We start from the raw sequence: 22,462 nt of genomic DNA, 5'->3' as shown, positions 1-22,462 counted from the left end.
GACATCCATTAAATTTTTTATCAGTGTTTAGTATATAGCAGGAAGGAGCCAACATCATGCAGTGGAAAGGCAGAAGAGCGAGCAGCAATGTGGAAGATAGAAGAGGGATGGGTGGCGGAGGCATGCTCATGGGCGGCGGTCTTGGCGGCATCATCCTATTAGTGATCATGACATTCCTTGGCGGAGGCGATATGGGGGACGTCGTCAATGATATGACAAATGGCGGAAACCAGTCGCCTGCTCCTTATCAGCAGAGTGCTGAGGAAGAGGAACTTGCCCAATTTGTTTCAGTAGTCCTTGCTGACACGGAAGAAGTGTGGTCCAAGGTATTCGCGGAAGAAGGGATGGAATATCAAGAGCCTACCCTTGTTTTATACTCAGGAAGCGTCCAGTCTGCGTGTGGAATGGCAGGCTCGCAGGTAGGCCCGTTTTATTGTCCTGGTGACCAAAAACTCTATATCGATCTCAGTTTCTACGATGAGCTTCAAACAAAGTTCAAGGCACCTGGTGATTTTGCGATGGCTTATGTTGTCGCCCATGAAGTTGGTCACCATGTCCAGACTTTACTGGGAACAACCGATAAACTGAATTCACTCCGGGCTCGTTTGGACCAGACAGAATTCAATAAATATCAAGTCCGCTTCGAACTGCAGGCCGATTATTTGGCAGGTGTATGGGCTCACCATGCCCAGGGAATGGGCGTCGTGGAAGAAGGCGACCTAGAGGAAGCGATGAATGCGGCTAGTGCGGTTGGGGATGACACCATCCAGAAGCGATCGCAAGGCTATGTTGTTCCGGAAAGCTTCACCCACGGTACTTCAGAACAAAGGAAAAGCTGGTTCCAAAAAGGCTATAAAGCTGGGAATCTTGAACAAGGCGATACGTTTAACACAAGAGGATTTTAGGTACAGATAAGCATAGACCTTTTTGGTCCATGCCATCAAGTTAACATTTGTGGGTGGCACCAACTTATAGAGTGTTGCTTCTCAAAGGAGTAACAAATTCTGATATAGGAAAGGAGCAATTCACAATGGGAACACAAATACGATCCTTTTTCGCAAACGACACAGGTGATATACCAAATAATCCGACACTACCGATCATAGTCTACCAAGGTGTTTTTGATGACAACTTAAGCATGGAAGACCAATTCCAGCAGCATAATTGGACAGGCACATGGACTGGAGATATTTACGATTATCATCATTACCATACAAATACCCATGAAGTCCTTGGCGTTAAATCAGGCAGTGCAACCGTGCAAATCGGTGGCGATGCTGGAGAACGTCTGGAGCTTAAAGCAGGGGATGTTGTCGTCCTACCGGCGGGAACCGGCCACAAGAAAATTGACAGCAGCCAGGATTTCGAGGTTGTAGGTGCTTACTCTAATGGACGAAATCCAGACTTGAATGAAGAAGATCCTGGTGTCAGGGCTCAAGCATTATCTCAAATCAAAAATGTCCCTATTCCGGAAACAGATCCGGTATATGGTGAGACAGGTCCACTTCTTCATAAGTGGGTAAAATAATAGATAATATGGCACGCAGCAGCCTGTAGGTACAATCAGATTGCTGCGTGTTTTTTTTGTTTGGTTATATACCTATATGGGTATATAATGAAAGTAAGATTCATGGTAGGTAATCCTTTGGACAACATAATTAAGTGTAGAAGATAAACGGAATGAAGGAAGGGAAGCCACATGGCTAATAAGAAATTTGTTTACTTCGTTTCATTGAGCTCCAATGTCCCTTATGTTTTAAAAAAAGCCCTGAAAAACGCTGAGGAAGAGAACGAGGTTGCTATTTTCTTTGATTTGGACGGAGCGCGAGTCCTGGATAAACGATATTTGAAAATTATGGAGAGAACACACAATATTGATTTGCAAAAATTGATGCAGCAGGCTTTAGATAAAGGCATAAAATTTTTCGGCTGCCAGATGAATGTATTGATTGCCGATGGACTGGAGCTTGTTGAAGGTGCAGAGTTATCAGGGGTTGCAACCTTTTTAGAGACCGCCTACCAGGCAGATGCAGTACTAAGCTATTAATGGAGGTGAGGAGCTTATGGAAAAGAAAAAAGTAGTGGTTATGGCACTTCACGATCAACTGGAATCTGCATACCCACCTTTGAATGTGGCCGTTGGGGCTGCATCATCTGGTGCAGACGTAATCCTGGCGTTTTCCCGCAGGGGAGTCAATATTCTGGATAAGCGATATGTATCCGTCCCGTCAGAGGACCTTGAATACTTATCAAATGCATTGAACGACTTTGGTGTATCTTCCGTCCATGACCTTCTAGGAATCGCCGTAGAAATGGGAGCCCAGCTCTATGTCGTAGATCTGGATGTAAACGATCGTTTCGATTTCATCCATCCCGCAGAACAGGTCCCAATCAAATGGATACTAAACGAAGCAGCATCCGCGGATTTATTTATGCATTTTTAGGAGCGAGTATAGCTGAGGGTTTGGATTCAGACAGGTTTGAGGGTCGAAGAAGTAAAGCTGTCACAAGATACAGGAACTTCAGACAGGTTTGGTGCCAAAAGACGAAAAGCTGTCAAGAAACTCTCGTAATTATGACAGGTTTGAGGTTCAAAGCAGAAAAGCTGTCAAGAAAAGCTAGTAATTATGACAGGTTTGGGGCTCAAAACAGAAAAGCTGTCAAGAAACTCTCGTTATTATGACAGGTTTGGGTTTAAAAGGAGAAAAGCTGTCAAGAAAAGCTCGTAATTATGACAGGTTTGGGGCTCAAAACAAAAAAGCTGTCAAGAAAAGCTCGTAATTATGACAGGTTTGAGGTTCAAAGCAGAAAAGCTGTCAAGAAAAGCCCGTTATTGTGACAGGTTTGCCTCGCAAAGCAGAAACCTGTCTAAATAGCATAACCCTGCTAGTGCACAGAACAAAAGACAGAGAATGACTTCTCTGTCTTTTGTTATTGTTCTCATCCTGTTTGTCGGGAAAGCTCGTCCTTAAAGGTAACTTTGTTTTTGCCAAGCTCCTTCGATTGCAGCAAGAGTTGGTCAGCAAAGATATACCCTTTTTCCATCGAAGTGTACTGGTTGACTTTAAAATAATACAACCCAAATGAAGAGGTGATTGAAACAGCATGCTTCTCGGATTGATAATCAACCTCCACTGAACTTACCTCAACCCCATGGCGAATCTTTTCCACAAGATCAATGTTCTGGCTGAAGGATCTATTCCTGAGGATCAATGTGAATTCTTCCCCGCCGCTCCGGAAAACATGATCGTCTTCTGACAAGTAGCTTTTGAGTGTATGGGCAAAATGCTGGATCACCCGGTCGCCTACGGCATGATTGTAGGAATCATTTATAAGCTTGAATTTATCGATGTCGGCTACAACGATGCCGATTTTTTCACCAGTATGGTTCAGCTCAAACATTTTTTTATCCATGTATGCGCGGTTCGGGATCCCGGTCAGGAAGTCCGTATAGGCCATTTGCTCGAACTTGTCCCGCTCGATTTTGTTCTGGATGCTTTGCGATTTTGATTGGAAGGAACGGCTGACGAGATAGTTCAGAATGAATAATCCAACGACCATTTCCCATCGCTGTTCCTCTAGTAAAAGCAGCAGTAAGCCATTCGTGAATGCTGTTTTACCAAGATCCAGCCAGTTATTGCTTTCTTTGAAAAACTTAATTGCCTGCTCCAGGCTCTTGATTTCTCCCATAATGTAAAAGGCAGTGGTCAAGAAGGTATAGGAAATCAACGTGGTCGTTACAGCAAGGATGCACATCAAGATAAAGAATCCGAAGGGGATATTCTCTATTAAAGGATATCCGAGTTGGAATAGGTAATAACCAATCGAGTAGATCAGGACATGAGCGCCTATATTGTAAAATGTATCGGAAAACTCACTTTCATCGGCCGTTTTCGAACTTTTTCTGGAAAAATAGACTGTGAAACGATAGATTGCTTCAAAAATGAACAAACCGATCGGACCTGCAAAAATGGCGAAGGATAAACTATAACTAATCCCATAATCAAATTTCAGCGTTCCATTTTTCGCTGTAATTCTTAAGTGATTATAAAGGGTTGAAAATAACCAGTAGATAAAAAGTGCTATAAAAAAATTGTTTTTATCTATAGTGAAGGTACCTAATCCAAAAGCCACGGCAACAGCAGTAAAGAATAACGTGAAATCATATAACCTAGCTTTCAGCATAGGCAGAAAATCCCCTTTCCCAAACTCTACCACATAATTTTATCCTAAATATAAATCTAGTTGCAAAGTAATTTTTTGATTTGTGAAAATTTTTGAACCATTTATTTTGTCTGTTGCATAACATAAAAGGCTATAATGGAATTATCGGCAGGAGAAATAATTTTTGTTTAGGTAAATATCTGTTTGACAGGGAATTTTACGCATATTGTCGAATAGTTTTATAATATATATTCAGAATTTTTAATTAATAAATCACTGAAAATCACAAAGAGAGGGGTTATATATGGATCTTATTTATGGTGGGATATTAGTCCTATTATTGATAGCTGCTGTCAGTTTATCGTTGTATTATCAGCGGAAAAGCCGCATTAAACAATTGCCTCACAATAATCCGAAGGCTTTTCTGGAAAAAGGGCTTCGCCAGGAAGGCAAGAAGCTTGTGGCTGTAATCGGCGGTGATGTGGTTCATGGCAACATCAGCTACAATTTTGTTGATGACGCAGCCAGGAGGAAAAACTGTAACGATTATCAATTCATTAATGCCGGAGTGAATGGAAGTACCGCTTATGATGTTCTGCAGCGGTTGGATGATGTGATCGCTTGCCAGCCTGAATTCATAGTGATTTTAGTCGGGTTGAATGATGCCGCGGCTAAAATAGCCCCAGACCTTGCAAAGAAGAACATTAAGCTGGCTCAGCAATTGGAAAAACCGTCATTATTGGTGTATGAAAAAAATCTTGCGTTAATCGTCTCAAGGCTAAAATCAGAAACATCTGCGAAAATCGGGTTGCTATCACTACCGGTCGTTGGTGAGAACTTATTTTCGAAAGCTAATAAAGAAATTGACCAGTACAACGAGGTCATCAAAAAAACGGCGGAAATGACCAATGTTTCTTACCTTCCTTTTAACGAAAAATTAAAGGCATATCTAAAGGGAAAAGGACATACGAGGGGACGGTCGCTGAAGACCGGAACGAAGCTTTATGAAAAAGCGATCATCGAGCATTTCGTTTACGGATACAGCCTCGACAGGATATCTGCCCGGAATGGATATTTGCTGCTGACTGACGGAATGCATTTGAACAGTACGGCGGGGATGATGGCGGCGCATCAAATCGAACTATTCCTGAAAAAGAATGAATTGAAAGCAATCCAATAAAAAGGATACTGCGTCGTTGGCAGTATCCTTTTGGCTTTTATGCTGAAATCTCGCTCATGAATGCATGAGTGTTGTCCTCTGTATCCTTGAAAAATACCATCCATGTTTCGGTATCGCCGATTTTAGCGACAACATGCGGCTCCCCAATGAAATTCACGCCACCTGAAAGCAGCTCTTCATACTTTGCCTTGATATCTTCAACCTGTAAATAGATGACTGAACTAGGATGGGCAAATTGCTCGTTTTCCGGAAGGGTTAACAGAAGACGGACGCCTTCACAGCCGAAAAACGCCATTGTATCCGTATTGAACAATAACGGCAGACCTAATTTTTCTTGATAAAAGACAGTGGCCCTTTCGATATCTTTTACAGGTATTCCAATCTGGCCGACTTTTTGTACTGGATTTGAGTGCATTACTTGCCTCCTAATAATGGTTTTTCAAAAACTCCTTGATATCTGTATCGATTGTTTCAAGTTGTGCTGTGGACGGAAAATGTCCCATCTGATACTGTTTCAATTCTAGCCAGTCACCTAAAAGTCCTTCCGCTTTTTGGGAAATTTTGTTTCCTGGGAAAAATACATCCTCTGTTCCCGTTATGACAAGGGTGGGAGCACTGTAATCTCTCAATTCTTCCGCAGTCGTTAGTTTGGGCATTTCCTGTTCTAGGGTTGTGTGTTTAAAAATATTGCCGATGATGCTTTCATCCAGCTCCTTCATACTGTTGGAGGACATGACATCGGCGATTTTGCGCAGGCTTCTGGCAGATCCGTTAACTTTATAAAAAATCATCGGGACAAGGATTTCCTTGATCATTTTAATCTTTGAACCAAGGCTGATCCCCGCTGGAGCGACAAGGACAGCGCACTGAATCCTTTCTGGCATAAATGCGGCAATCCTGAGGATGATGCCTCCACCGTAGGAAGGGCCGATGAATGCGCATTTTTCAACCTTGTAATGGTCCATCAAGTCGGCTGTCCATTGAGCAAAGCTGCTGTCTGAGGCAGATATTCTCGTTTCGTCACTGTATCCCGGATGCCCGATGGTGTCAGGCGCATAGACCTTATACTCCTCCAGCAAGCCTTTGAACCAGGAAAGAGTGACGGGATTGATGCAATTGCCACCCTGGAAAATAAATAGAGGCTTCCCGTCTTCCTTCCCCAATACCAGGACATGTGTACTGCCAAATCTCGTCTTGACATAATCCCTGCCAATAAGTGAATCGAACTGGGTAAGATACTCTTCATATTGGTTAAGAATCTGCTCTTTTCCTTCCAGGCTTTTATAAATGGTTTTCATAGATTGATAACCTCTGCTTTAATATGGCTTAATTCATTGATAAGCTGTTGTTCGATCAATGCCGTATCATCAGGGTGAAAGAGATGTGCCGATTTATTCATCCAAATGAAATTTTTCTCATAGTTCGTTTTCAGGGTGCTAAGATAGTCTTCTGCAAAGTGGGCATGAACATGGACATCCTTCCGTCCATGGATGAAGGTGACAGGAACATCCACAGATGGCACATCTTTTTGCACATCAATCATTGGTATATTTCGGATGAATTCGTCTGTGTAGATTAGCTTGAACCCGCTGTAAAACGAGTGGAATACATCTGCTACTCGATAATCACTGGAGCTAAGCATACCGAGTGACACCTTCATAAGCCCTGGATGCTTGATTTGGCTATCGTTATAGACCATCGTACTGTATTTCATCTGCCATTTGCGCAGGATTCCCCATTGTTTATAGCCCTCTGTAAAAGGTGGATCGCCAACAGCTTCCAATTCATTCAATGCTTTGAAGTCACCGCGCCGTTTTGCCTCTTTTTTTGCCCATTCAAGCCCTTCACGGTCATTTTCACTCCAGCTGATGATCTGGGACACCCCTACATAGGAATGGAATTTTCCAGGATGTTTTTTCAGCAGGTACATGCCGATCAAGGTACCGAATGAGTGAGCGGCCAGAAAGATTTTTTCCTGATGAAACGTTTCTCTTAAAAAGTCAGTCAGTTCAGCTGCATCTGATACCAATTGCTCAAATGTCATCGTATGTTGTGGAATATTTTTATGATAGGATTTGCCGGTGCCGCGCTGATCCCAAAAGACAACGGTAAAGTGCTTGACCAGCTCTTTCGTGTTGGTAGCGACAGTGTAGTTTCTTCCTCTAGAAGAGACACCAGGCAGGGGCATGGAAGGGCCGCCGTGCAAAAACAGCAGCACTGGGTTCTTTGGTGAGTGGGACTGGATAAGGATACTCTGCTGGATACCGCCGAGTGTAATCGTATCAATTCGGTCAATTCCGTCCTCTGGAATAAGAAAATCAGGCTTAGGAGAGAAAAAGCCCATTACATCACCTCGTTCGATATACTAGAAATGTAAATGAATCTGTTTATATATAGGAAAAATTCCATTAATTACATATTACGTTAGTCCTAGGAAAATATCTCGAAAAAGTTGAAACTTTTTTTGCCTGATTGAGCTCTAAAGAGTGAAAGGAGGTCAGGAAATGAAGGAAGCAAAGCTTGTGAAGAAAGCAATCAAGGGAAATGCAAAGGCGTTTGAAGAGCTATTGGTTTTACATAGTGAACGATTATATAGGACCGCTTATTTATATGCAGGAAACAGGGAGGATGCCCTTGATATCGTCCAGGAAACCTCCTGTAAAGCCTTCCTGGCAATAGGGCAGCTGAAGAATGAGCAGTATTTTATAACATGGCTGACGAGGATATTAATCCATTGTGCGTACGATGTTTTGAAAAAAAGAAAAAAAGAAATGCCAATTGAGAAGCTCGTTGACCTGCCTTCAAACAGTGACCTTAAGGTGGCAGAGAATCTCGATTTGATGGAGGCGATTACTCTATTGAAAGCTCAGCACCGGACTGCGATTATCCTGTTTTACTATTATGACCTGCCAATCAGCGAGATTGCCAGAACGATGGATGCACCTGAAAACACGGTCAAAACCTATCTGCAGCGCGGCAGGAAGGAATTGAAAACTAGATTGGGAGGCGAGCACGATGGAAAAGAAAATGTTTCATGAATCGGTGAATCACATCGAGGTTCCAGAAGATGATGTCTTAAAAGCAATTAAGACTGGGGTCAGCAAAGGGAATAAGATAAAGGCTAAGCAAAAACCGCGATTCAAAGTAATTGGGGCGTCAGTTGCCGCTGCTGCAGTCCTGTTCGTTGCATCAGGCTTCATGGTGCCATCGGTGGGGAAGGTGATGGCGGACATTCCTTTCCTGGCGAAGCTTTATGAACATGACAAGGTTGCAGGAAATCTGGCCTCACAGCAGCTCATCACTGAGTTGAATGAAAAGGCATCTTTTGACGGGGTAGATGTGACGGTTACGGATGCATATTATGATGGAGCGATGATTGGTGTCACCTTTGATGTAAAAGGTGATGTGAAGGGTGATAAGGAAGAGATTTATGCATTCTATGAAATTTTCGACCGAGATCCGAATATCGAAGAAACGATGGAACTGGTAAAGCTGCTCCCTATTGAGGGCGGCTACAAAGGACATATCCAGTTAGGCTATCCAAGAGCAGAATTGCCAGCAGAAACAACTTTGCCATTCAACATTATTGGAATCGGTGAAATCAATGACAACTGGAAAGACGAACAGGGGAAATGGAATTTTGACGTGCCGATCAGCCAGCTGCCGTTTGAAACAGTAGCGCTAGGGCAGGCAAGGGAGCTTGGTGATTTTAAAATCACATTCGAAAAGCTGATTACCGGGAAATCTTCGACAGCCGTTGAATATACACTGAGTTATCCTGAAGCTGGCCAAAGAGTGATGCTCGACCTTTTTGATGATAAGGGTAAGCAAATTATTGGCGGTACTTCTGATGGAAAACTAGAAAAGAAAATCGAGAATGGAACGGTGACGGAGAAAAGGCGGATCACAATCCCGATGGTACCTGATTCTGATTTTATCGAAGTCCTACCATCAATTGATTCGGGAGAAAAGCTTGACTCTGTTAAAATAGACCTTTAAAAATGAGGCGCTGGAAGTCATCCAGCGCCATTCGTTTTGTATTTGTATCTTAGTGCTGCAATTTGTCCATAGCTTTCTGTACCAGTTAATTCGAAATTCGCAGGCAGTGTGCCTTCTGGGAACAGCGGGATTCCTTCACCAATCAATTTCGGGATGATATAAAGCTCCATTTCGTCAATCAGCTTTTTCTCAAGGAACTGCTTCACAAGCTGGCCGCCGCCTACAAGCCAGACATACCCAACGGACTGTTCCTTTAGACGCGAAACCAGGGGTTCTAGCTCCTCATCTGTAAACGTGACATGAGAGTTGCTTTCCTGAGGCTGTCGCGATAAGACATAACATGGCTTGCCGGCATACGGAAATTCATCCGTCAGTCTTAAAACCTCTTCGTACGTTTTACGACCCATTATTACTGCCCCAACCTTGCTGTAGAATTCACTGTAACCATTATCGCCATCGCCTTCCACATCATCGAGCCAGTCAACGGCCCCATCCGGCCTGGCAATATAGCCATCCAGGCTCATCGCGATATAAAGGATCACATTGTTCTTTTCCATCTAACATCCTCCAAGCAGGTGTATAATAACGATATTCTATCAAAAATGGGAGGCATATTCATGCTTGCATTGAACATCCCGGGCAGACGGCAATTTATTATCAATCATCTAGTTTTGGATTTTAACGGAACCATTGCTTTTAAAGGTGAGTTGATCCCTGGCGTGGCTGAAAGAATCATGCTTCTAAGCAAAGACGTGGACATTCATGTCATTACCGCAGATACAAATGAAACCGTCGCCAGACAATGCAGCGCGCTGCCTGTATCGGTGCAGATTCTTCGCTCTGATGATCACACTGCTGAAAAGGGGAAGTTTGTTAGTAGCTTTGATGAAGCGATCTGTATGGGTAACGGGGCGAATGATGAAGCTATGTTTGAAGCGGCAGACATTGCGATCGCTTTAACCGGAAGAGAAGGCTGTGCAACGGCAACACTGTTGAAAAGTGATCTGATGATTGAAAATATCAATGATGGTTTGGATTTGCTGCTGAATCCTAACCGATTGATTGCAACGCTGCGTAAGTAGCAGTATGGACTGAAAAAAACGCTGCCCAAGTAACTGGGGCTGGAACTGGAAAAAAACACCCGAAATTTCCAGTTCGCCAATAAAATCTGATTTTCGCCAATAAGTAGGGTGAAATCGCCAATATATATATATTTTCGCCAATAAAATTTGAAAATCGCCAATAAAGTTGTGAAAACCGCCAATAAAAAAATTCAGTTATGATAAAAGCCATAAAACTTCTTGTCTTTCCAATGAAAACTAGTTTTTACCTCCAACCGGCTCAACTTCCTGAGCATGAGCCGGTTTCCATTGCAGGAAATCTCCATTGTTATGAGTAAAACATCCCCAAATACCTTTTCTATCAAGTAGCATAAAAATATATAATAGATTCACACACCACTTTTACCATTATTAAGAAAATCTTAAGATTTATACTCGGTGAATATTAAGGTTCACTGTCTAGAATAAGCAATATCGAAGCTTGCCTGTATGGGAAGGGGGTTTTTAAAAAATGGAACAATACAATGTGCTGGTGGTTGATGATGAAAAAGAGATTCGTGATGCGATAGAGATCTATTTGAAAAATGAAGGGATCAAGGTGATCAAGGCGGCGGATGGGATCGAGGCGATCGAGAAGCTGAATGAGCAGCCTGTTCATTTGATCCTGCTCGATGTGATGATGCCCCGACAGGACGGGATTACGACTACCTTCCGAATTCGTGAAGACAAGAATATCCCGATTATCATTTTGAGCGCTAAAGCAGAGGATACCGATAAAATTCTCGGACTTCAGGTAGGCGCAGATGATTATGTAACGAAGCCATTCAATCCGCTCGAATTGATTGCACGGGTAAAATCCCAGCTCAGGAGATATGTCACGCTCGGTACATATGAAGGGAAAGCGAAAGTGATCGACCTGAACGGATTGACTTTGGATCAGGCTTCAAAGGAAGTCACCGCCCATGGTGAGCCAGTCAAGTTGACACCTATTGAGTACAAGATCATCGAGCTGCTGATGACGAATGCCGGCAGAGTATTCTCCATTAATGATATATATGAGCGGGTATGGAAGGAACCAAGCTACAATGCCGAAAACACAGTAGCGGTACATATCCGTAAAATCCGCGAAAAAATAGAGATCGATCCGAAGAATCCAAGATTTTTAAAGGTGGTGTGGGGGATTGGATATAAAATCGAAAAGTAAGTATTTGTTTGTCGTATGGGTGCTTCTCATAACTTACGGACTTAGCGGTTTATTTTCGGCTCTGGGAAATGGAAGTCAATTCATGCAAGGCGATTACTTTGAATCTGAAGATTATGCCAGCCAAATGAACCATTTTGTAACTCTTCTTCATGTCTATGAACTGAATAAAATGACAAAAGAAGAAATGAAAAAAGAGATTATTGTATCCGAAGAAGACATAGAGGAACACCGGATGCGTTACGGGAATCTTGGAGATCAAGTGTCCAGCATTGGCATGCAATATGAACATCAAATCCAGGAGGCGGTCGATTCTGGCAATAAAGCCGTAGAAGAAGCGCTGAAAAAGGAAAGAGACGCCAAAATTGCGGATATAACGGAGAATTTCAATAGCGACGAACATGTCCGGGCTAAAGTGATCAAGGAAAAGGAAAAAAGCATCGACGAATTTTTCCTCAAACTGGAGGAATACCGACATGAATTCCTAAACCTTGAGCAAGCCTACAAATATTATATAAAAGACAGGTATACTGACGCAGTCTTTACGAATCTTAACCTCGGAAATAATGATTCCATTTCAGACTTTATGAATAAAAAGGAAATGTATTTTGTCCAGGATTACACGGCGTTACAAAACATGATTGCCTACACAGGGAATATTGAGAACTTCATGCCGTATAATGATGTGGCTGAGGAAATCCTTCGCAAACAAAACAAGGATTTTACCGGCCAAATTGGATTATCGAAACAAGCACCTGATAAACACTTTGCGATCAGTAATTATAAAGACTACCAGAAACGGCAGCTGCTTTTTATTGGATATCTGATCTCCAGCATCGCTGCATTAATCATCAGCTATTTCCTTGCAAAACGGAAACCGGCAACAGTGTTCGGCTCATTTGACCACTTGAAGCCTTTCTATGGAAGGATTCCGCTGGATCTAAGAGCGGTGATGCTTTTATTAACAGGAGCCTTCCTCTTGCTGTCCATGACGTTGATCAGTGAACAATTTGTCTATTATCATTCTGATATCTTCTCATCGCTGATCGAACTGATCATCAGTCTCGTCGTTGCAGCTTCATTGCTTGCATTCGGGTGGATTCAAATTAAATTCCTGTCAGACTATCGGAATGATTGGCCAAAGCTGAAGGAAGATGTGAATAACAGCCTTTTAGTAAAAAGCTATCGCGCAATCCTTAATGCTTTTTTAATCAAGAGTATCGGATTTCAGCTCCTAGTCATCCTTGGGATTGCGTTTGGAATGGGTATGTTGTTTGTTGCCGTCCTTGTAGCGGGTGGGGGAGATATAATTGTCACTGCTTTCGCTTTTGGGGTGATAAGTCTTCCAATTTTCATTTTCATCATGAGGAAAGCCGGCTACTTGAATAAAGTAATGAAGCATACAGAAGAACTGGCTGCAGGCAATCTAGGTGCGGACATCCCGGTGAAAGGGAAGTCGGCTTTTGCCAAACACGCCGCCAATATCAATACACTCAGGAAAACTGTAACGGTCTCACACAAAGAACAGGCCAAAAGCGAACGCCTTAAGACAGAATTGATCACAAATGTAAGCCACGATCTCAGAACTCCGCTGACATCGATCATCACTTATACGGAGCTTCTGAAAACGCCTGACCTCGCTCAGGAGGACCGGGATTCCTACATCGAAATTCTTGACCGGAAATCCAAGCGCCTGAAGGTGTTGATTGATGACTTGTTCGAGGCGACGAAAATGGCGAGCGGCAACATCGAGCTGCACAAGGAGAAGGTCGACCTCAACCAGCTGCTGCAGCAGGCACTCGCTGAGCATAATGAAGCATTAAGCCAGTCATCACTCCAGCTGAGGGTTTCACAGCCCGAACAGCCAGTGTATGCCTTTGTTGATGGACAGAAGTTGTGGAGGGTGTTTGATAACCTGATTGGCAATATTCTCAAATATGCTTTGGAGAATACGAGGGTCTATATTTCGGTAAAAGAAGAGCAAAACCAGGTTGTGCTCACTTTTAAAAACATCACCAAATATGAATTGGGCGAGGACCTGAACGAACTGTTCGAACGCTTCAAACGCGGGGACCAGTCCCGTCACACGGAAGGATCCGGGCTTGGCCTTGCAATCGCCAAATCAATCGTTGACCTGCATGAAGGCTCGCTTGATATTGAAGTCGACGGTGACCTGTTCAAGGTAACTGTCATCCTTGAAAAACTGAATTAAATCAGAATCCCCCTTTGCTTTGCAGAGGGGGTTTTTACTTTTGTTGGCGTATTTTAATATAGAAAAACCTTGAAGTGAAAATCATGACTGCATGAAAAATGATATTCCAGAGCTTGTTCAACCGCAGTTTCAACAGGCCGGTCCGCTCCAGCAGCATATCCGTGCAGATGGAAACCGTGAACATCGTCAGTCTCGGCAGTAGTCCATGTTTTGAAGAATTTATGACCAGGAATATGGACCGAATCAAACTATAGAGCGGTGCAAGGATGAAATGCTCCCGCCATGAGTGGTAGGCACCTCTTCCAAACCTGACCTTCCTTCCAACGGCAGATATATACAGCAAGGTAACCCCTATCACTTCTGTTGACAGGTAGTGTGCGATTACCAGGGCCCATTCTTTTTTCGCGTTCAGCGCTTTGTAAAACCAGTCGCTGACATAAAAATAGATATTCATGAAAAAGACCGTATAGTAAGGCTTCCACCAATACGCTTTATAAATTTTTAATCGCAGGAAATATCGTTCAATTCCATAATAAATCAGCGTGGTGCCGAGTTTCCAATACCGATTCTTTTGGTACAGTGTCAGGAGGGTTGCGGTAATGGGGACATATAACGCCTGGGAAAAAATAGCTCCAAGAATTTGGTCATGGGCCCGCTTTTTAAGGATATATGGTTTATATGCATACCCTTTGAACAGGTTAAGAACCGGGTACTCAAACAAATATGCCATTCCTATATTGGAGAGCAGGAGGATCCATATATTCTTTTGACGGCTTCGTTTTGCGAATATGAAAAAAAGCAGAACATGAACCACTGCGAGCAGCAGAAAGGGAATGGAGTTCTTTTTAACGAGTTTGTTTTTTCTCATGACACACTCCACCTTTTCAGGGATGTAGTTATAATGTCCGCATATTCTTTGAAATTATTTACGGGCTACTTTTATCATGACTCCTGTAAAGACACGTGGTAATATAAAGAAGCATCGTAATTATCATGTTAAAACTAACAATTTTAGGGAAACTATTTGTATCGTTGCAATGGTTTAGGAGGGTTATATGAAAAAGACACAGGAGATTTCGGAAAAAAAGCTGCTCGGAATTGCGGGTCTTGGCTGGATGTTCGATGCGATGGATGTGGGAATCTTGTCCTTTATCATCGCCGCATTGCAGGTTGACTGGGGTTTGACAGGCAAGGAAATGGGTTGGATTGGCAGTGTGAACTCAATCGGAATGGCTGTCGGTGCATTTGTGTTTGGCTTGCTTGCTGACCGGATTGGCCGGAAAAATGTCTTCATCATAACGTTATTGCTATTTTCGGTTGGAAGCGGAATTTCCGCAATGGCAACTACTTTGTCATTCTTTTTATTGCTAAGGTTTTTTATTGGAATGGGGCTTGGAGGAGAGTTGCCTGTAGCGTCCACTCTTGTTGCAGAGAGTGTGCCTGCTGAGAAACGGGGGCGTGTCGTTGTCCTGCTTGAAAGCTTCTGGGCTGCAGGCTGGCTTGTCGCAGCACTGATCTCCTACTTCGTCATCCCGAAATTCGGCTGGCAAATGGCGTTGATCCTTAGTGCCCTGCCAGCATTGTATGCCCTTTATCTTCGTATAAATCTTCCTGATTCACCAAGGTACCTGGCTGTCGCGAAAAAAGAAAGGCTGACGATGAAAGAGAGCATCGCTGAGGTCTGGTCAAAGGAACACTTCAGGAAAACGGCCATGCTCTGGATTTTATGGTTCAGCGTGGTATTTTCCTATTATGGAATGTTCCTCTGGCTGCCGAGCGTAATGGTCATGAAAGGCTTCACCTTGATCAAGAGCTTCCAATACGTATTGATCATGACCCTGGCCCAGCTTCCTGGATATTTCACCGCAGCATGGCTGATTGAGCGAGCAGGCAGGAAGTTTGTGCTGGTTGTCTATTTAATAGGAACAGCACTGAGCGCCTATTTCTTTGGAACGGCAGACTCGCTTGCTTTGCTGATCACAGCTGGTGTCCTGCTGTCATTCTTCAACCTGGGTGCCTGGGGAGCGTTATACGCTTATACACCAGAACAATATCCAACAACAATCCGCGGATCCGGTGCAGGAATGGCTGCATCCTTTGGCCGCATCGGCGGGATAATCGGACCACTGATGGTCCCGTATTTATCAGCGCAAAATCTATCGATCACTGCCATCTTCACGATTTTCTGCATAGCCATTCTGATCGGTGCTGCAGCAGTATTCTTCTGGGGCACGGAAACGAAGCAGAAGGAGCTTGCGTAATGAAAAATCGTCCGCCAACAACATTTGGCGGACGATTTTTTTGCTTATTTAGTTCTAAGGACTTAGTTATTAAGTCCCTTTTTGCTTTTGTGGAAGAAAAAGTAATTCTAAATATAGTAATATATTCTCTTATTTCTGAAAATTTAGCATGTTAAGATTTTTATAGTTATTTCGTAGGACGAAGGGAGAAAGAAAATGAAATCGAAAATACTATCGATCTTGACAACAGGAGCATTGGCTCTTTCACTGGTTGCACCAGTAGCAGCTGTACCTGAAGCTGATGCCGCTACAACAGCAAAATGGGATATTGAAAGATATGGGGATAGAGTGGACATTGATGGCCGTCTTGACCAGCTTTCAAAAGATGAAGACTTCTTAAAGAAGGCGGAGCAATCTATCAAGGAACAGGCGAAGGGCATCCAGTTTGATGAAACAGCGGGTTCAGAAAGCGGTTCTGCTGACAGCACGTTTACTTATGATGGTGGAACGAAATTGTTCTTAGACAGGAACTTGAAGTTTAAACAATTCACTCTTCGCAGTGTGGGAGAAAATGTCGAGATCTGGGTAGCGAATGACCTTGCTTTCCCTGAAGGCGATCCACGACCTGCGCATGTCGTGACCCAGGAACAGGTGGACAAGCTTCGTGCTGAATTCGATAGCAATATTTATCCAAAGGCAACTGAGTTCTTTGGTACACCTGATCATCATGATGGGTCAAATTCACCTCTTCCGGGCATGGTAGGTCTGCCTGAAGGCTATTATGAAACTAGCGATAAAGTCGTCATGTTGGTAGATAATGTTCAAGATGATAACTTTCACAATCCTGACTATCCATTCTTCGTTGCTGGATTCTTCTGGCAGACTTTAGAAAACTACATGGATCGCAATATCATCACAATCGATACAAACAGCTGGGAAACTCGTTTGGAAAGCACGTTCTTTGGAACAACAATTCATGAATTGCAGCACTTGATTCATGCTGACAATGATGGAGCAGAAGAAACATGGATCAATGAAGGAATGTCTACATTCTCTGAATATCTTGGCGGATACGGACATGATGATCGTTCAATCAACTTCTATCTTGACCATCCGGAGAATTCACTTGTGAACTGGGATGACCACCGTTCAGCAACAACGGGTCCAGAAACGATTGCGGATTACGGACAGGTATATCTTTTCACACTTTATATGAATGACAAATTTGGAAAAGAGTTTATCCGTGACCTTGCTACAAGCGATGTAGTGGGAATTGACGGAGTTAACCAAACTCTTGCCAAGCATGGATATACAGAAGACTTCACACAGGTATATCAGAATTTCATCACAGCACTCGCTCTGGACAGCAACCAGCCTGGAGAAGGTGTCTATAACTTTGACAGCATTGAGCTCCGTGACCTTGCAGTAGACAACGAAGGCACGAAGCGTGGCTATACAGTTGATTATGAAGGTGCCCTTCAATTTGAAAAAGACGGCGTTCCAGCTTGGGGCGGGGACTTCAAGGAGCTTGAATTCGAAGATAGAATCGATGGCATTTCCTTTGATGGAGTCGACTTCCTGCCAACATTATGGAAATCAGTAGCCGATCCAACAGATGGAACGAACCAAGTTCTTTGGGGCAACAAAGGTGATGAAGCAGACAATACATTGATTTTTGAAGCAGATCTATCGAATGTTGCTGACGCTACATTGAACTTCGACCATTACCTTGATATCGAAGAACATTGGGATTTTGGTGTTGTCCAGGTGTCAAAGGACGGCGGACAGACATGGACAAGCCTTGCGAATGAAAATACTACATCCGAAGTAGTCGAAGAGGGCTATCCAAAAATTAAGGAAAACGTACCAGGATTTACTGGTCACAGTGAAAGTTGGACAAATGAAACCTTCGATATAAGCGCATATGCAGGACAAAAGGTACTTGTATCTTTCCGTTACCTGACTGACTGGGGCTATAACGACTCTGGCTGGTTCATTGATAATGTTTCAATCCCGGAAATCGGCTTCAGCCAGGACGGTTCATCTACTGATGCGTTCACGTCAATGAACGAGATTTTAGGGAAGTACGTAGAGTACACAGTAACGTTCCTCAATGAAAAACAGGCTGCTGGCAAAAAGCCAGTTTACAAGGTAGTGACGGTCGATCCTTTCAATGTAACTGAAGAGGATGCTCTTCAACTGAGACAATTATTTAAGGATGGCAAGAACTACATGATCACAAGCTATGCAGCACCAGCAGATGATAAGAATCCGGTAGACTTCAGCTATGAAGTTCAATTAAGAGAGAAAAAAGGAAAGAAATAACCTAAGAAGCTGCGGCCAAAACATTTGGTCGCAGCTTTTCTCCGTTATTCAGCTGTCTTTCATGGTCAATATTATGCTTTTACATGTCTAAACACATTCACCATGAACAGAATGCCTCCAACAACGATGACCAGTGACCCAAGGATAGCAAAGACGGTGAAGATGACTCCCCCTACCAACATGGATAATGTGATCCCACCCTGCATGACGGGCACCCCGATGTTATGCAGCCAGAAATGCTTAGATGCGAGCTTGCTGTTCCCTGCTGCAGGAAAAAGATAATAAATCGTCCCGAACAGGGCCATTGATACCCAGCCAAGCAGATTTAAATGGGCATGCACCGAGGTCAGTGTGAAGTCATGCGCGATCCCCATAACAATTCCTAGAATAATAGCAATGACAAAATAGACCGCAGCAACCTTGAAAAATCGTATGCTCATAACTGTTTCACCCTTCCTTATTTAGTTCTTTTAGATTATATTAGTTTTCTGAAAATTTATAACATATGTACTAACTAGATAGGTGAAAAAGTTTTTTACCGGATTATAATAGTAAAATAATAATAAGTTCAGGATGACACAAAAATATCACCTTTGGTTTTGTCATTTTTGCGGAAATTCATGATATAATAGTGCAAACGTTTGTACAACTTCTAAAAGGAGATAAAAGCTATGAAAAGATTATTTGGGATTGATAGCTGGAAGATCGTCGAAACGGACTTGCATAGAGAAGATTTCCGCCTTGCAGAAAGCATCACAAGCCTCGGAAATGGCCATATGGGCATGCGCGGAAACTTTGAAGAAACATATACTGGAGACTTCCATCGCGGTTCATATATTGCAGGCGTCTGGTTTCCAGATAAAACACGTGTAGGATGGTGGAAAAATGGCTATCCGCACTATTTTGGCAAGGTCATTAACTCAACGAACTTTATCGGCATAAAAGTATTTGTTGACGGAGAGGAACTTGACCTTTTCAAAGCAGAAGTGAAGAATTACTACCGTGAACTTGATATGCAGCACGGTGTCTTGACACGCCGTTTTACAGTCGTTCAGAACGGCAAGGAAACTGAAGTGGAGGCAATCCGATTCCTGTCGGTTGCTGATAAAGAACTGGCTGCGATCAAGTATTCAGTTACTGCCAAGAACTATAATGGAAACGTTACCTTTGTTCCTTATCTTGATGGAGACGTTCGCAACGAAGACTCAAACTATGATGAAGACTTCTGGTACGAAATTAGCAGGGATGCCTCAGAACATAATGGCAGTCTTGTAATGAAAACGAAAGACAATCCATTCGGTACTCCAACATTCCAGGTTGCGACAACTATGCAAACGGTTGTCGATGGAAATGTAGCTAAAGTTGAAGTCAGTGAAAAAGAAGAATACGTGGAAAATGTGATTGAAGTTAAGGCTAAGCAGGGACAAACTGTAACCCTTTACAAGTACATTGCTGTAACAACAGACCGTGACTATGAAGCTGGCGAGCTTGTTTCTAAAGGGCGTGAAGTCCTAGGCCGTTCTGTTGAAAAAGGCTTTGATCAGCTGTTGGAAGAGCACAGAAATGGCTGGCTAAGCCGCTGGGAAATCGCTGATGTTGAAATCGCAGGCGATGACGAGGCGCAGCAGGGAATTCGTTTCAACCTGTTCCAGCTGTTCTCTACTTATTATGGGGAAGATTCCCGTTTGAACATTGGACCAAAAGGTTTTACAGGTGAAAAGTACGGCGGTGCGACTTACTGGGATACAGAAGCGTATGCAATTCCATTATACTTGTCTACTGCAGAGTCAGAGGTTGCGCGCAACCTGTTAATTTACCGCCACAACCAGCTTGATGGCGCATACCACAACGCGAAGCAGCAGGGACTTAACGGTGCACTTTACCCAATGGTTACTTTTACAGGAGTCGAGTGCCACAATGAGTGGGAAATCACGTTCGAAGAGATCCACCGCAATGGCGCGATTGCTTACGCGATTTATAACTATGTAAACTATACTGGAGATCAAGATTATCTTCATGAATATGGAATCGATGTGCTTGCCGGCATCTCCCGTTTCTGGGCAGAACGCGTCCATTTTAATAAGGCCAAGAACGTCTACATGATGCACGGCGTAACAGGACCGAACGAATACGAAAACAATGTCAATAACAACTGGTATACAAATCGTATTGCTGTCTGGACACTTCATTACACACTTGAAGTGATCGAATCCTTGAAGAAAAACGGCCATGATGCACGCCTCGCAGGCCTTGAATTCTCAGATGATGAGCTTGCGAAATGGCAGGACATCATTGAGAAAATGTACTTCCCGTACGATGAAGAAAAAGGTGTATTCGTCCAGCACGATACATTCCTTGATAAAGACCTGATGACTGTTGATGAGCTTTCAGCTGAAGACCGACCGATCAACCAGAATTGGTCATGGGATAAAATCCTGCGCAGCTGCTTCATTAAACAGGCAGATGTTCTTCAAGGCTTGTACTTCTTCAATCACGAGTTCACAGAAGAAGAGAAGCGCCGCAACTTTGAATTCTATGAGCCAATGACAGTTCATGAGTCATCACTGTCCCCAAGTATCCACGCAGTCCTTGCTGCAGAGCTTGGCATGGAAGAGAAGGCGTACGAAATGTACAACCGCACAGCACGCCTTGACCTTGATAACTACAATAACGACACAGAAGACGGGCTGCACATCACAAGCATGACAGGTGCATGGCTGGGTATCGTCCAGGGCTTCGCGGGCATGCGTACGGCTGAAGGTACATTATCATTCGCACCATTCATCCCAAAAGCATGGAACCAGTACAGCTTCAACATCATCTACCGCGACCACTACATCAAGGTAGAAGTGAACCAGGAAAACGTCGTCCTCACGCAGCAGGGGCCAGAACTTGCAATGAAACTTTACGGCGAGGAAGTCACAATTCCAGCAGAAGGCGAGCTAACTGTAAAATTAAAATAAAGATACTGAGAGATCTTTGGGGCAGCCTGAAGGTCTCTCTCAATAATGCGGCCGCGCGGCACCATTTAGCGGTTTAATAGACATTTTGAGGTGTGGTTGGACCTGAAATGTCTAAGAAACAGGATTTAATAGACATTTTGAAGTGTGAATGGACCTGAAATGTCTAAGAAACAGGGTTTAATAGACATTTTGAAGCATGAAGGAAGTCAAAATGTCTAATATCACTACAACAATATGATTCGTGAAGTTATGAGAACGCATCATGAAAGGAGATTGACCATGACAAGACCACTAAAAGCGTTTATTTTTGATCTTGATGGCGTCATTACCGATACAGCTGAGTATCATTTTTTAGCTTGGCAGGCGCTGGCTGAGGATTTGGGGATTACTTTTACCCGCGAGGATAACGAGGAGCTGAAGGGTGTTTCCCGGATGGATTCCCTTGAGAAAATCCTTGAGTTGGGCGGCCGTACGGGGGACTTCACAGCTGAGGAAAAAGATGCATTGGCAGACAAGAAAAATGATCATTACCTTACGCTTATCCAGAACATCACACCAGCTGATCTTTTGCCGGCGATCAAAGAGCTGATTACGGATATTAAAGCAAAGGGACTCAAGCTGGGCATGGCTTCTGCAAGCAAGAATGCGTTCACCGTGATGGAGTCACTTGGAATGAAAACTGAGTTCGATATCATCGTTGACGCAAAGACCGTTGTGAACGGCAAGCCGCATCCGGAAGTTTTCCTTCGCGCAGCTGAAATGCTTGGTGTTGAGCCAGAAGCATGCATTGGTGTCGAGGATGCAGCTGCAGGCGTACAGGCGATTAAATCAGCGGGAATGTTCGCTGTTGCTGTGGGGCCAAAGGAAAGCTTCGAGAATGCTGATATCGTCTATGCGAGCACGGCTGAGCTTTCTTTGGAAAAGATGTTAGAAGTATACAACGCTTAATAGGCTTCGAACCCGGTCGTGAATGTGCGGCTGGGTTTTTACTTTTTTTTGATAAATGGGAGATTATTTGGGTTGAGTGAGAGATTACTTACTTCTATGCAGAGATTTTTTCGATTCATCGAGAGAATAATGCTTTTTATCGAGAGATTAACCGTATTGAGCGAGAGAT

At 43.3% G+C, this 22,462-nt stretch carries 22 protein-coding genes; 15 read left to right on the top strand and 7 right to left on the bottom strand.

Annotated elements, in window-relative coordinates; genetic code table 11:
• The first annotated feature begins 56 nt into the window (after positions 1 to 56).
• From ypfJ to AC0VX7_RS23485, 4 genes are all read left to right on the top strand, one after another.
• A complete protein-coding gene (gene ypfJ, locus AC0VX7_RS23500) occupies positions 57 to 905 on the top strand; it encodes a KPN_02809 family neutral zinc metallopeptidase (protein WP_475426165.1) in 849 nt (282 codons plus the stop codon).
• A 125-nt stretch (positions 906 to 1,030) separates the two neighbouring features.
• The gene (locus tag AC0VX7_RS23495) at positions 1,031 to 1,528 is read left to right on the top strand and encodes a cupin domain-containing protein (protein WP_475426164.1); all 498 of its coding nucleotides are present in this window, start codon (positions 1,031 to 1,033) and stop codon (positions 1,526 to 1,528) included.
• Positions 1,529 to 1,699: 171 nt separating this feature from the next.
• Positions 1,700 to 2,047: a DsrE/DsrF/DrsH-like family protein gene (locus AC0VX7_RS23490; RefSeq protein ID WP_215032423.1), complete on the top strand. Its 348-nt coding sequence runs from the start codon at positions 1,700 to 1,702 to the stop codon at positions 2,045 to 2,047.
• Between the two features lie 16 nt (positions 2,048 to 2,063).
• Positions 2,064 to 2,444 (top strand): peroxiredoxin family protein, encoded by a 381-nt coding sequence (locus AC0VX7_RS23485; RefSeq protein WP_475426163.1) that lies wholly within the window; start codon positions 2,064 to 2,066, stop codon positions 2,442 to 2,444.
• 496 nt (positions 2,445 to 2,940) lie between these two features.
• On the opposite strand, the gene AC0VX7_RS23480 is transcribed toward AC0VX7_RS23485, so the two are convergent.
• Positions 2,941 to 4,185 (bottom strand): GGDEF domain-containing protein, encoded by a 1,245-nt coding sequence (locus AC0VX7_RS23480; protein WP_475426162.1) that lies wholly within the window; start codon positions 4,183 to 4,185, stop codon positions 2,941 to 2,943.
• A 283-nt stretch (positions 4,186 to 4,468) separates the two neighbouring features.
• Here AC0VX7_RS23480 and AC0VX7_RS23475 point away from each other — a divergent pair, with 283 nt between their 5' ends.
• Positions 4,469 to 5,344 (top strand): SGNH/GDSL hydrolase family protein, encoded by an 876-nt coding sequence (locus AC0VX7_RS23475; protein ID WP_475426161.1) that lies wholly within the window; start codon positions 4,469 to 4,471, stop codon positions 5,342 to 5,344.
• Between the two features lie 37 nt (positions 5,345 to 5,381).
• Here AC0VX7_RS23475 and AC0VX7_RS23470 read toward each other — a convergent pair whose 3' ends face one another.
• From AC0VX7_RS23470 to AC0VX7_RS23460, 3 genes are read right to left on the bottom strand one after another with little or no spacing between them, the layout of a single operon-like run.
• Complete coding sequence (locus AC0VX7_RS23470; protein WP_475426160.1) at positions 5,382 to 5,759, bottom strand: VOC family protein; 378 nt, start codon at positions 5,757 to 5,759, stop codon at positions 5,382 to 5,384.
• 10 nt (positions 5,760 to 5,769) lie between these two features.
• Positions 5,770 to 6,642: an alpha/beta fold hydrolase gene (locus tag AC0VX7_RS23465; protein ID WP_475426159.1), complete on the bottom strand. Its 873-nt coding sequence runs from the start codon at positions 6,640 to 6,642 to the stop codon at positions 5,770 to 5,772.
• On the bottom strand, positions 6,639 to 7,688 hold the full coding sequence (locus AC0VX7_RS23460; protein ID WP_475426158.1) for an alpha/beta hydrolase: 1,050 nt from the start codon (positions 7,686 to 7,688) through the stop codon (positions 6,639 to 6,641). Before AC0VX7_RS23460 ends, AC0VX7_RS23465 begins: the two co-directional genes overlap by 4 nt.
• 160 nt (positions 7,689 to 7,848) lie before the next feature.
• On the opposite strand from AC0VX7_RS23460, the gene AC0VX7_RS23455 reads away from it, so the two are divergent.
• Both AC0VX7_RS23455 and AC0VX7_RS23450 read left to right on the top strand, forming a co-directional pair.
• Positions 7,849 to 8,382, top strand: a complete 534-nt coding sequence (locus tag AC0VX7_RS23455; RefSeq protein ID WP_475426157.1) for a sigma-70 family RNA polymerase sigma factor — start codon at positions 7,849 to 7,851, stop codon at positions 8,380 to 8,382.
• Entirely contained in the window at positions 8,360 to 9,343 is a 984-nt protein-coding gene (locus AC0VX7_RS23450; RefSeq protein ID WP_475426156.1) for a DUF4179 domain-containing protein, read from the top strand. Before AC0VX7_RS23455 ends, AC0VX7_RS23450 begins: the two co-directional genes overlap by 23 nt.
• A 17-nt stretch (positions 9,344 to 9,360) precedes the next feature.
• On the opposite strand, the gene AC0VX7_RS23445 is transcribed toward AC0VX7_RS23450, so the two are convergent.
• Positions 9,361 to 9,900, bottom strand: a complete 540-nt coding sequence (locus tag AC0VX7_RS23445) for a dihydrofolate reductase family protein (protein ID WP_475426155.1) — start codon at positions 9,898 to 9,900, stop codon at positions 9,361 to 9,363.
• A 60-nt stretch (positions 9,901 to 9,960) separates the two neighbouring features.
• Between AC0VX7_RS23445 and AC0VX7_RS23440 the strand changes: the two genes are divergently transcribed.
• The 3 genes from AC0VX7_RS23440 to AC0VX7_RS23430 all read left to right on the top strand — a co-directional run bounded on the left by AC0VX7_RS23440 (position 9,961) and on the right by AC0VX7_RS23430 (position 13,817).
• Entirely contained in the window at positions 9,961 to 10,425 is a 465-nt protein-coding gene (locus tag AC0VX7_RS23440) for an HAD family hydrolase (RefSeq protein ID WP_475426154.1), read from the top strand.
• Positions 10,426 to 10,915: 490 nt separating this feature from the next.
• On the top strand, positions 10,916 to 11,608 hold the full coding sequence (locus AC0VX7_RS23435; protein WP_215032401.1) for a response regulator transcription factor: 693 nt from the start codon (positions 10,916 to 10,918) through the stop codon (positions 11,606 to 11,608).
• The gene (locus AC0VX7_RS23430) at positions 11,586 to 13,817 is read left to right on the top strand and encodes a sensor histidine kinase (RefSeq protein WP_475426153.1); all 2,232 of its coding nucleotides are present in this window, start codon (positions 11,586 to 11,588) and stop codon (positions 13,815 to 13,817) included. Before AC0VX7_RS23435 ends, AC0VX7_RS23430 begins: the two co-directional genes overlap by 23 nt.
• A gap of 34 nt (positions 13,818 to 13,851) precedes the next feature.
• Here the strand turns inward: AC0VX7_RS23430 and AC0VX7_RS23425 are convergent, their stop codons facing one another.
• Positions 13,852 to 14,685, bottom strand: a complete 834-nt coding sequence (locus AC0VX7_RS23425; RefSeq protein WP_475426152.1) for a hypothetical protein — start codon at positions 14,683 to 14,685, stop codon at positions 13,852 to 13,854.
• A gap of 187 nt (positions 14,686 to 14,872) precedes the next feature.
• On the opposite strand from AC0VX7_RS23425, the gene AC0VX7_RS23420 reads away from it, so the two are divergent.
• The 3 genes from AC0VX7_RS23420 to AC0VX7_RS23410 are packed head-to-tail and all read left to right on the top strand — an operon-like array spanning position 14,873 to position 18,382.
• Positions 14,873 to 16,078: an MFS transporter gene (locus tag AC0VX7_RS23420; RefSeq protein WP_475426151.1), complete on the top strand. Its 1,206-nt coding sequence runs from the start codon at positions 14,873 to 14,875 to the stop codon at positions 16,076 to 16,078.
• Positions 16,078 to 16,233, top strand: a complete 156-nt coding sequence (locus AC0VX7_RS23415) for a hypothetical protein (protein WP_475426150.1) — start codon at positions 16,078 to 16,080, stop codon at positions 16,231 to 16,233. The genes AC0VX7_RS23420 and AC0VX7_RS23415 overlap by 1 nt, the downstream gene beginning before the upstream one ends.
• 40 nt (positions 16,234 to 16,273) lie before the next feature.
• The gene (locus tag AC0VX7_RS23410; RefSeq protein WP_475426149.1) at positions 16,274 to 18,382 is read left to right on the top strand and encodes a choice-of-anchor J domain-containing protein; all 2,109 of its coding nucleotides are present in this window, start codon (positions 16,274 to 16,276) and stop codon (positions 18,380 to 18,382) included.
• Between the two features lie 71 nt (positions 18,383 to 18,453).
• On the opposite strand, the gene AC0VX7_RS23405 is transcribed toward AC0VX7_RS23410, so the two are convergent.
• On the bottom strand, positions 18,454 to 18,822 hold the full coding sequence (locus AC0VX7_RS23405; RefSeq protein ID WP_475426148.1) for a cytochrome-c oxidase: 369 nt from the start codon (positions 18,820 to 18,822) through the stop codon (positions 18,454 to 18,456).
• Positions 18,823 to 19,053: 231 nt separating this feature from the next.
• Between AC0VX7_RS23405 and AC0VX7_RS23400 the strand changes: the two genes are divergently transcribed.
• Entirely contained in the window at positions 19,054 to 21,345 is a 2,292-nt protein-coding gene (locus AC0VX7_RS23400) for a glycoside hydrolase family 65 protein (RefSeq protein ID WP_475426147.1), read from the top strand.
• Between the two features lie 279 nt (positions 21,346 to 21,624).
• Complete coding sequence (pgmB, locus tag AC0VX7_RS23395; protein ID WP_475426146.1) at positions 21,625 to 22,293, top strand: beta-phosphoglucomutase; 669 nt, start codon at positions 21,625 to 21,627, stop codon at positions 22,291 to 22,293.
• Positions 22,294 to 22,462 lie beyond the last annotated feature (169 nt).

The organism is Mesobacillus sp. QJM3NY_10 (genome assembly GCF_056173465.1).
Note: the sequence above shows the minus strand (reverse complement) of the source record. Positions and strands in the feature narration are given on the sequence as shown.

Bases quoted from the DNA above. Each gene is read 5' to 3' on its own strand.
- ypfJ (WP_475426165.1), top strand. From the start codon at position 57: ATGCAGTGGAAAGGCAGAAGAGCGAGCAGCAATGTGGAAGATAGAAGA.
- AC0VX7_RS23495 (WP_475426164.1), top strand. From the start codon at position 1,031: ATGGGAACACAAATACGATCCTTTTTCGCAAACGACACAGGTGATATA.
- AC0VX7_RS23490 (WP_215032423.1), top strand. From the start codon at position 1,700: ATGGCTAATAAGAAATTTGTTTACTTCGTTTCATTGAGCTCCAATGTC.
- AC0VX7_RS23485 (WP_475426163.1), top strand. From the start codon at position 2,064: ATGGAAAAGAAAAAAGTAGTGGTTATGGCACTTCACGATCAACTGGAA.
- AC0VX7_RS23480 (WP_475426162.1), bottom strand. From the start codon at position 4,185: ATGCTGAAAGCTAGGTTATATGATTTCACGTTATTCTTTACTGCTGTT.
- AC0VX7_RS23475 (WP_475426161.1), top strand. From the start codon at position 4,469: ATGGATCTTATTTATGGTGGGATATTAGTCCTATTATTGATAGCTGCT.
- AC0VX7_RS23470 (WP_475426160.1), bottom strand. From the start codon at position 5,759: ATGCACTCAAATCCAGTACAAAAAGTCGGCCAGATTGGAATACCTGTA.
- AC0VX7_RS23465 (WP_475426159.1), bottom strand. From the start codon at position 6,642: ATGAAAACCATTTATAAAAGCCTGGAAGGAAAAGAGCAGATTCTTAAC.
- AC0VX7_RS23460 (WP_475426158.1), bottom strand. From the start codon at position 7,688: ATGGGCTTTTTCTCTCCTAAGCCTGATTTTCTTATTCCAGAGGACGGA.
- AC0VX7_RS23455 (WP_475426157.1), top strand. From the start codon at position 7,849: ATGAAGGAAGCAAAGCTTGTGAAGAAAGCAATCAAGGGAAATGCAAAG.
- AC0VX7_RS23450 (WP_475426156.1), top strand. From the start codon at position 8,360: ATGGAAAAGAAAATGTTTCATGAATCGGTGAATCACATCGAGGTTCCA.
- AC0VX7_RS23445 (WP_475426155.1), bottom strand. From the start codon at position 9,900: ATGGAAAAGAACAATGTGATCCTTTATATCGCGATGAGCCTGGATGGC.
- AC0VX7_RS23440 (WP_475426154.1), top strand. From the start codon at position 9,961: ATGCTTGCATTGAACATCCCGGGCAGACGGCAATTTATTATCAATCAT.
- AC0VX7_RS23435 (WP_215032401.1), top strand. From the start codon at position 10,916: ATGGAACAATACAATGTGCTGGTGGTTGATGATGAAAAAGAGATTCGT.
- AC0VX7_RS23425 (WP_475426152.1), bottom strand. From the start codon at position 14,685: ATGAGAAAAAACAAACTCGTTAAAAAGAACTCCATTCCCTTTCTGCTG.
- AC0VX7_RS23420 (WP_475426151.1), top strand. From the start codon at position 14,873: ATGAAAAAGACACAGGAGATTTCGGAAAAAAAGCTGCTCGGAATTGCG.
- AC0VX7_RS23415 (WP_475426150.1), top strand. From the start codon at position 16,078: ATGAAAAATCGTCCGCCAACAACATTTGGCGGACGATTTTTTTGCTTA.
- AC0VX7_RS23410 (WP_475426149.1), top strand. From the start codon at position 16,274: ATGAAATCGAAAATACTATCGATCTTGACAACAGGAGCATTGGCTCTT.
- AC0VX7_RS23405 (WP_475426148.1), bottom strand. From the start codon at position 18,822: ATGAGCATACGATTTTTCAAGGTTGCTGCGGTCTATTTTGTCATTGCT.
- AC0VX7_RS23400 (WP_475426147.1), top strand. From the start codon at position 19,054: ATGAAAAGATTATTTGGGATTGATAGCTGGAAGATCGTCGAAACGGAC.
- pgmB (WP_475426146.1), top strand. From the start codon at position 21,625: ATGACAAGACCACTAAAAGCGTTTATTTTTGATCTTGATGGCGTCATT.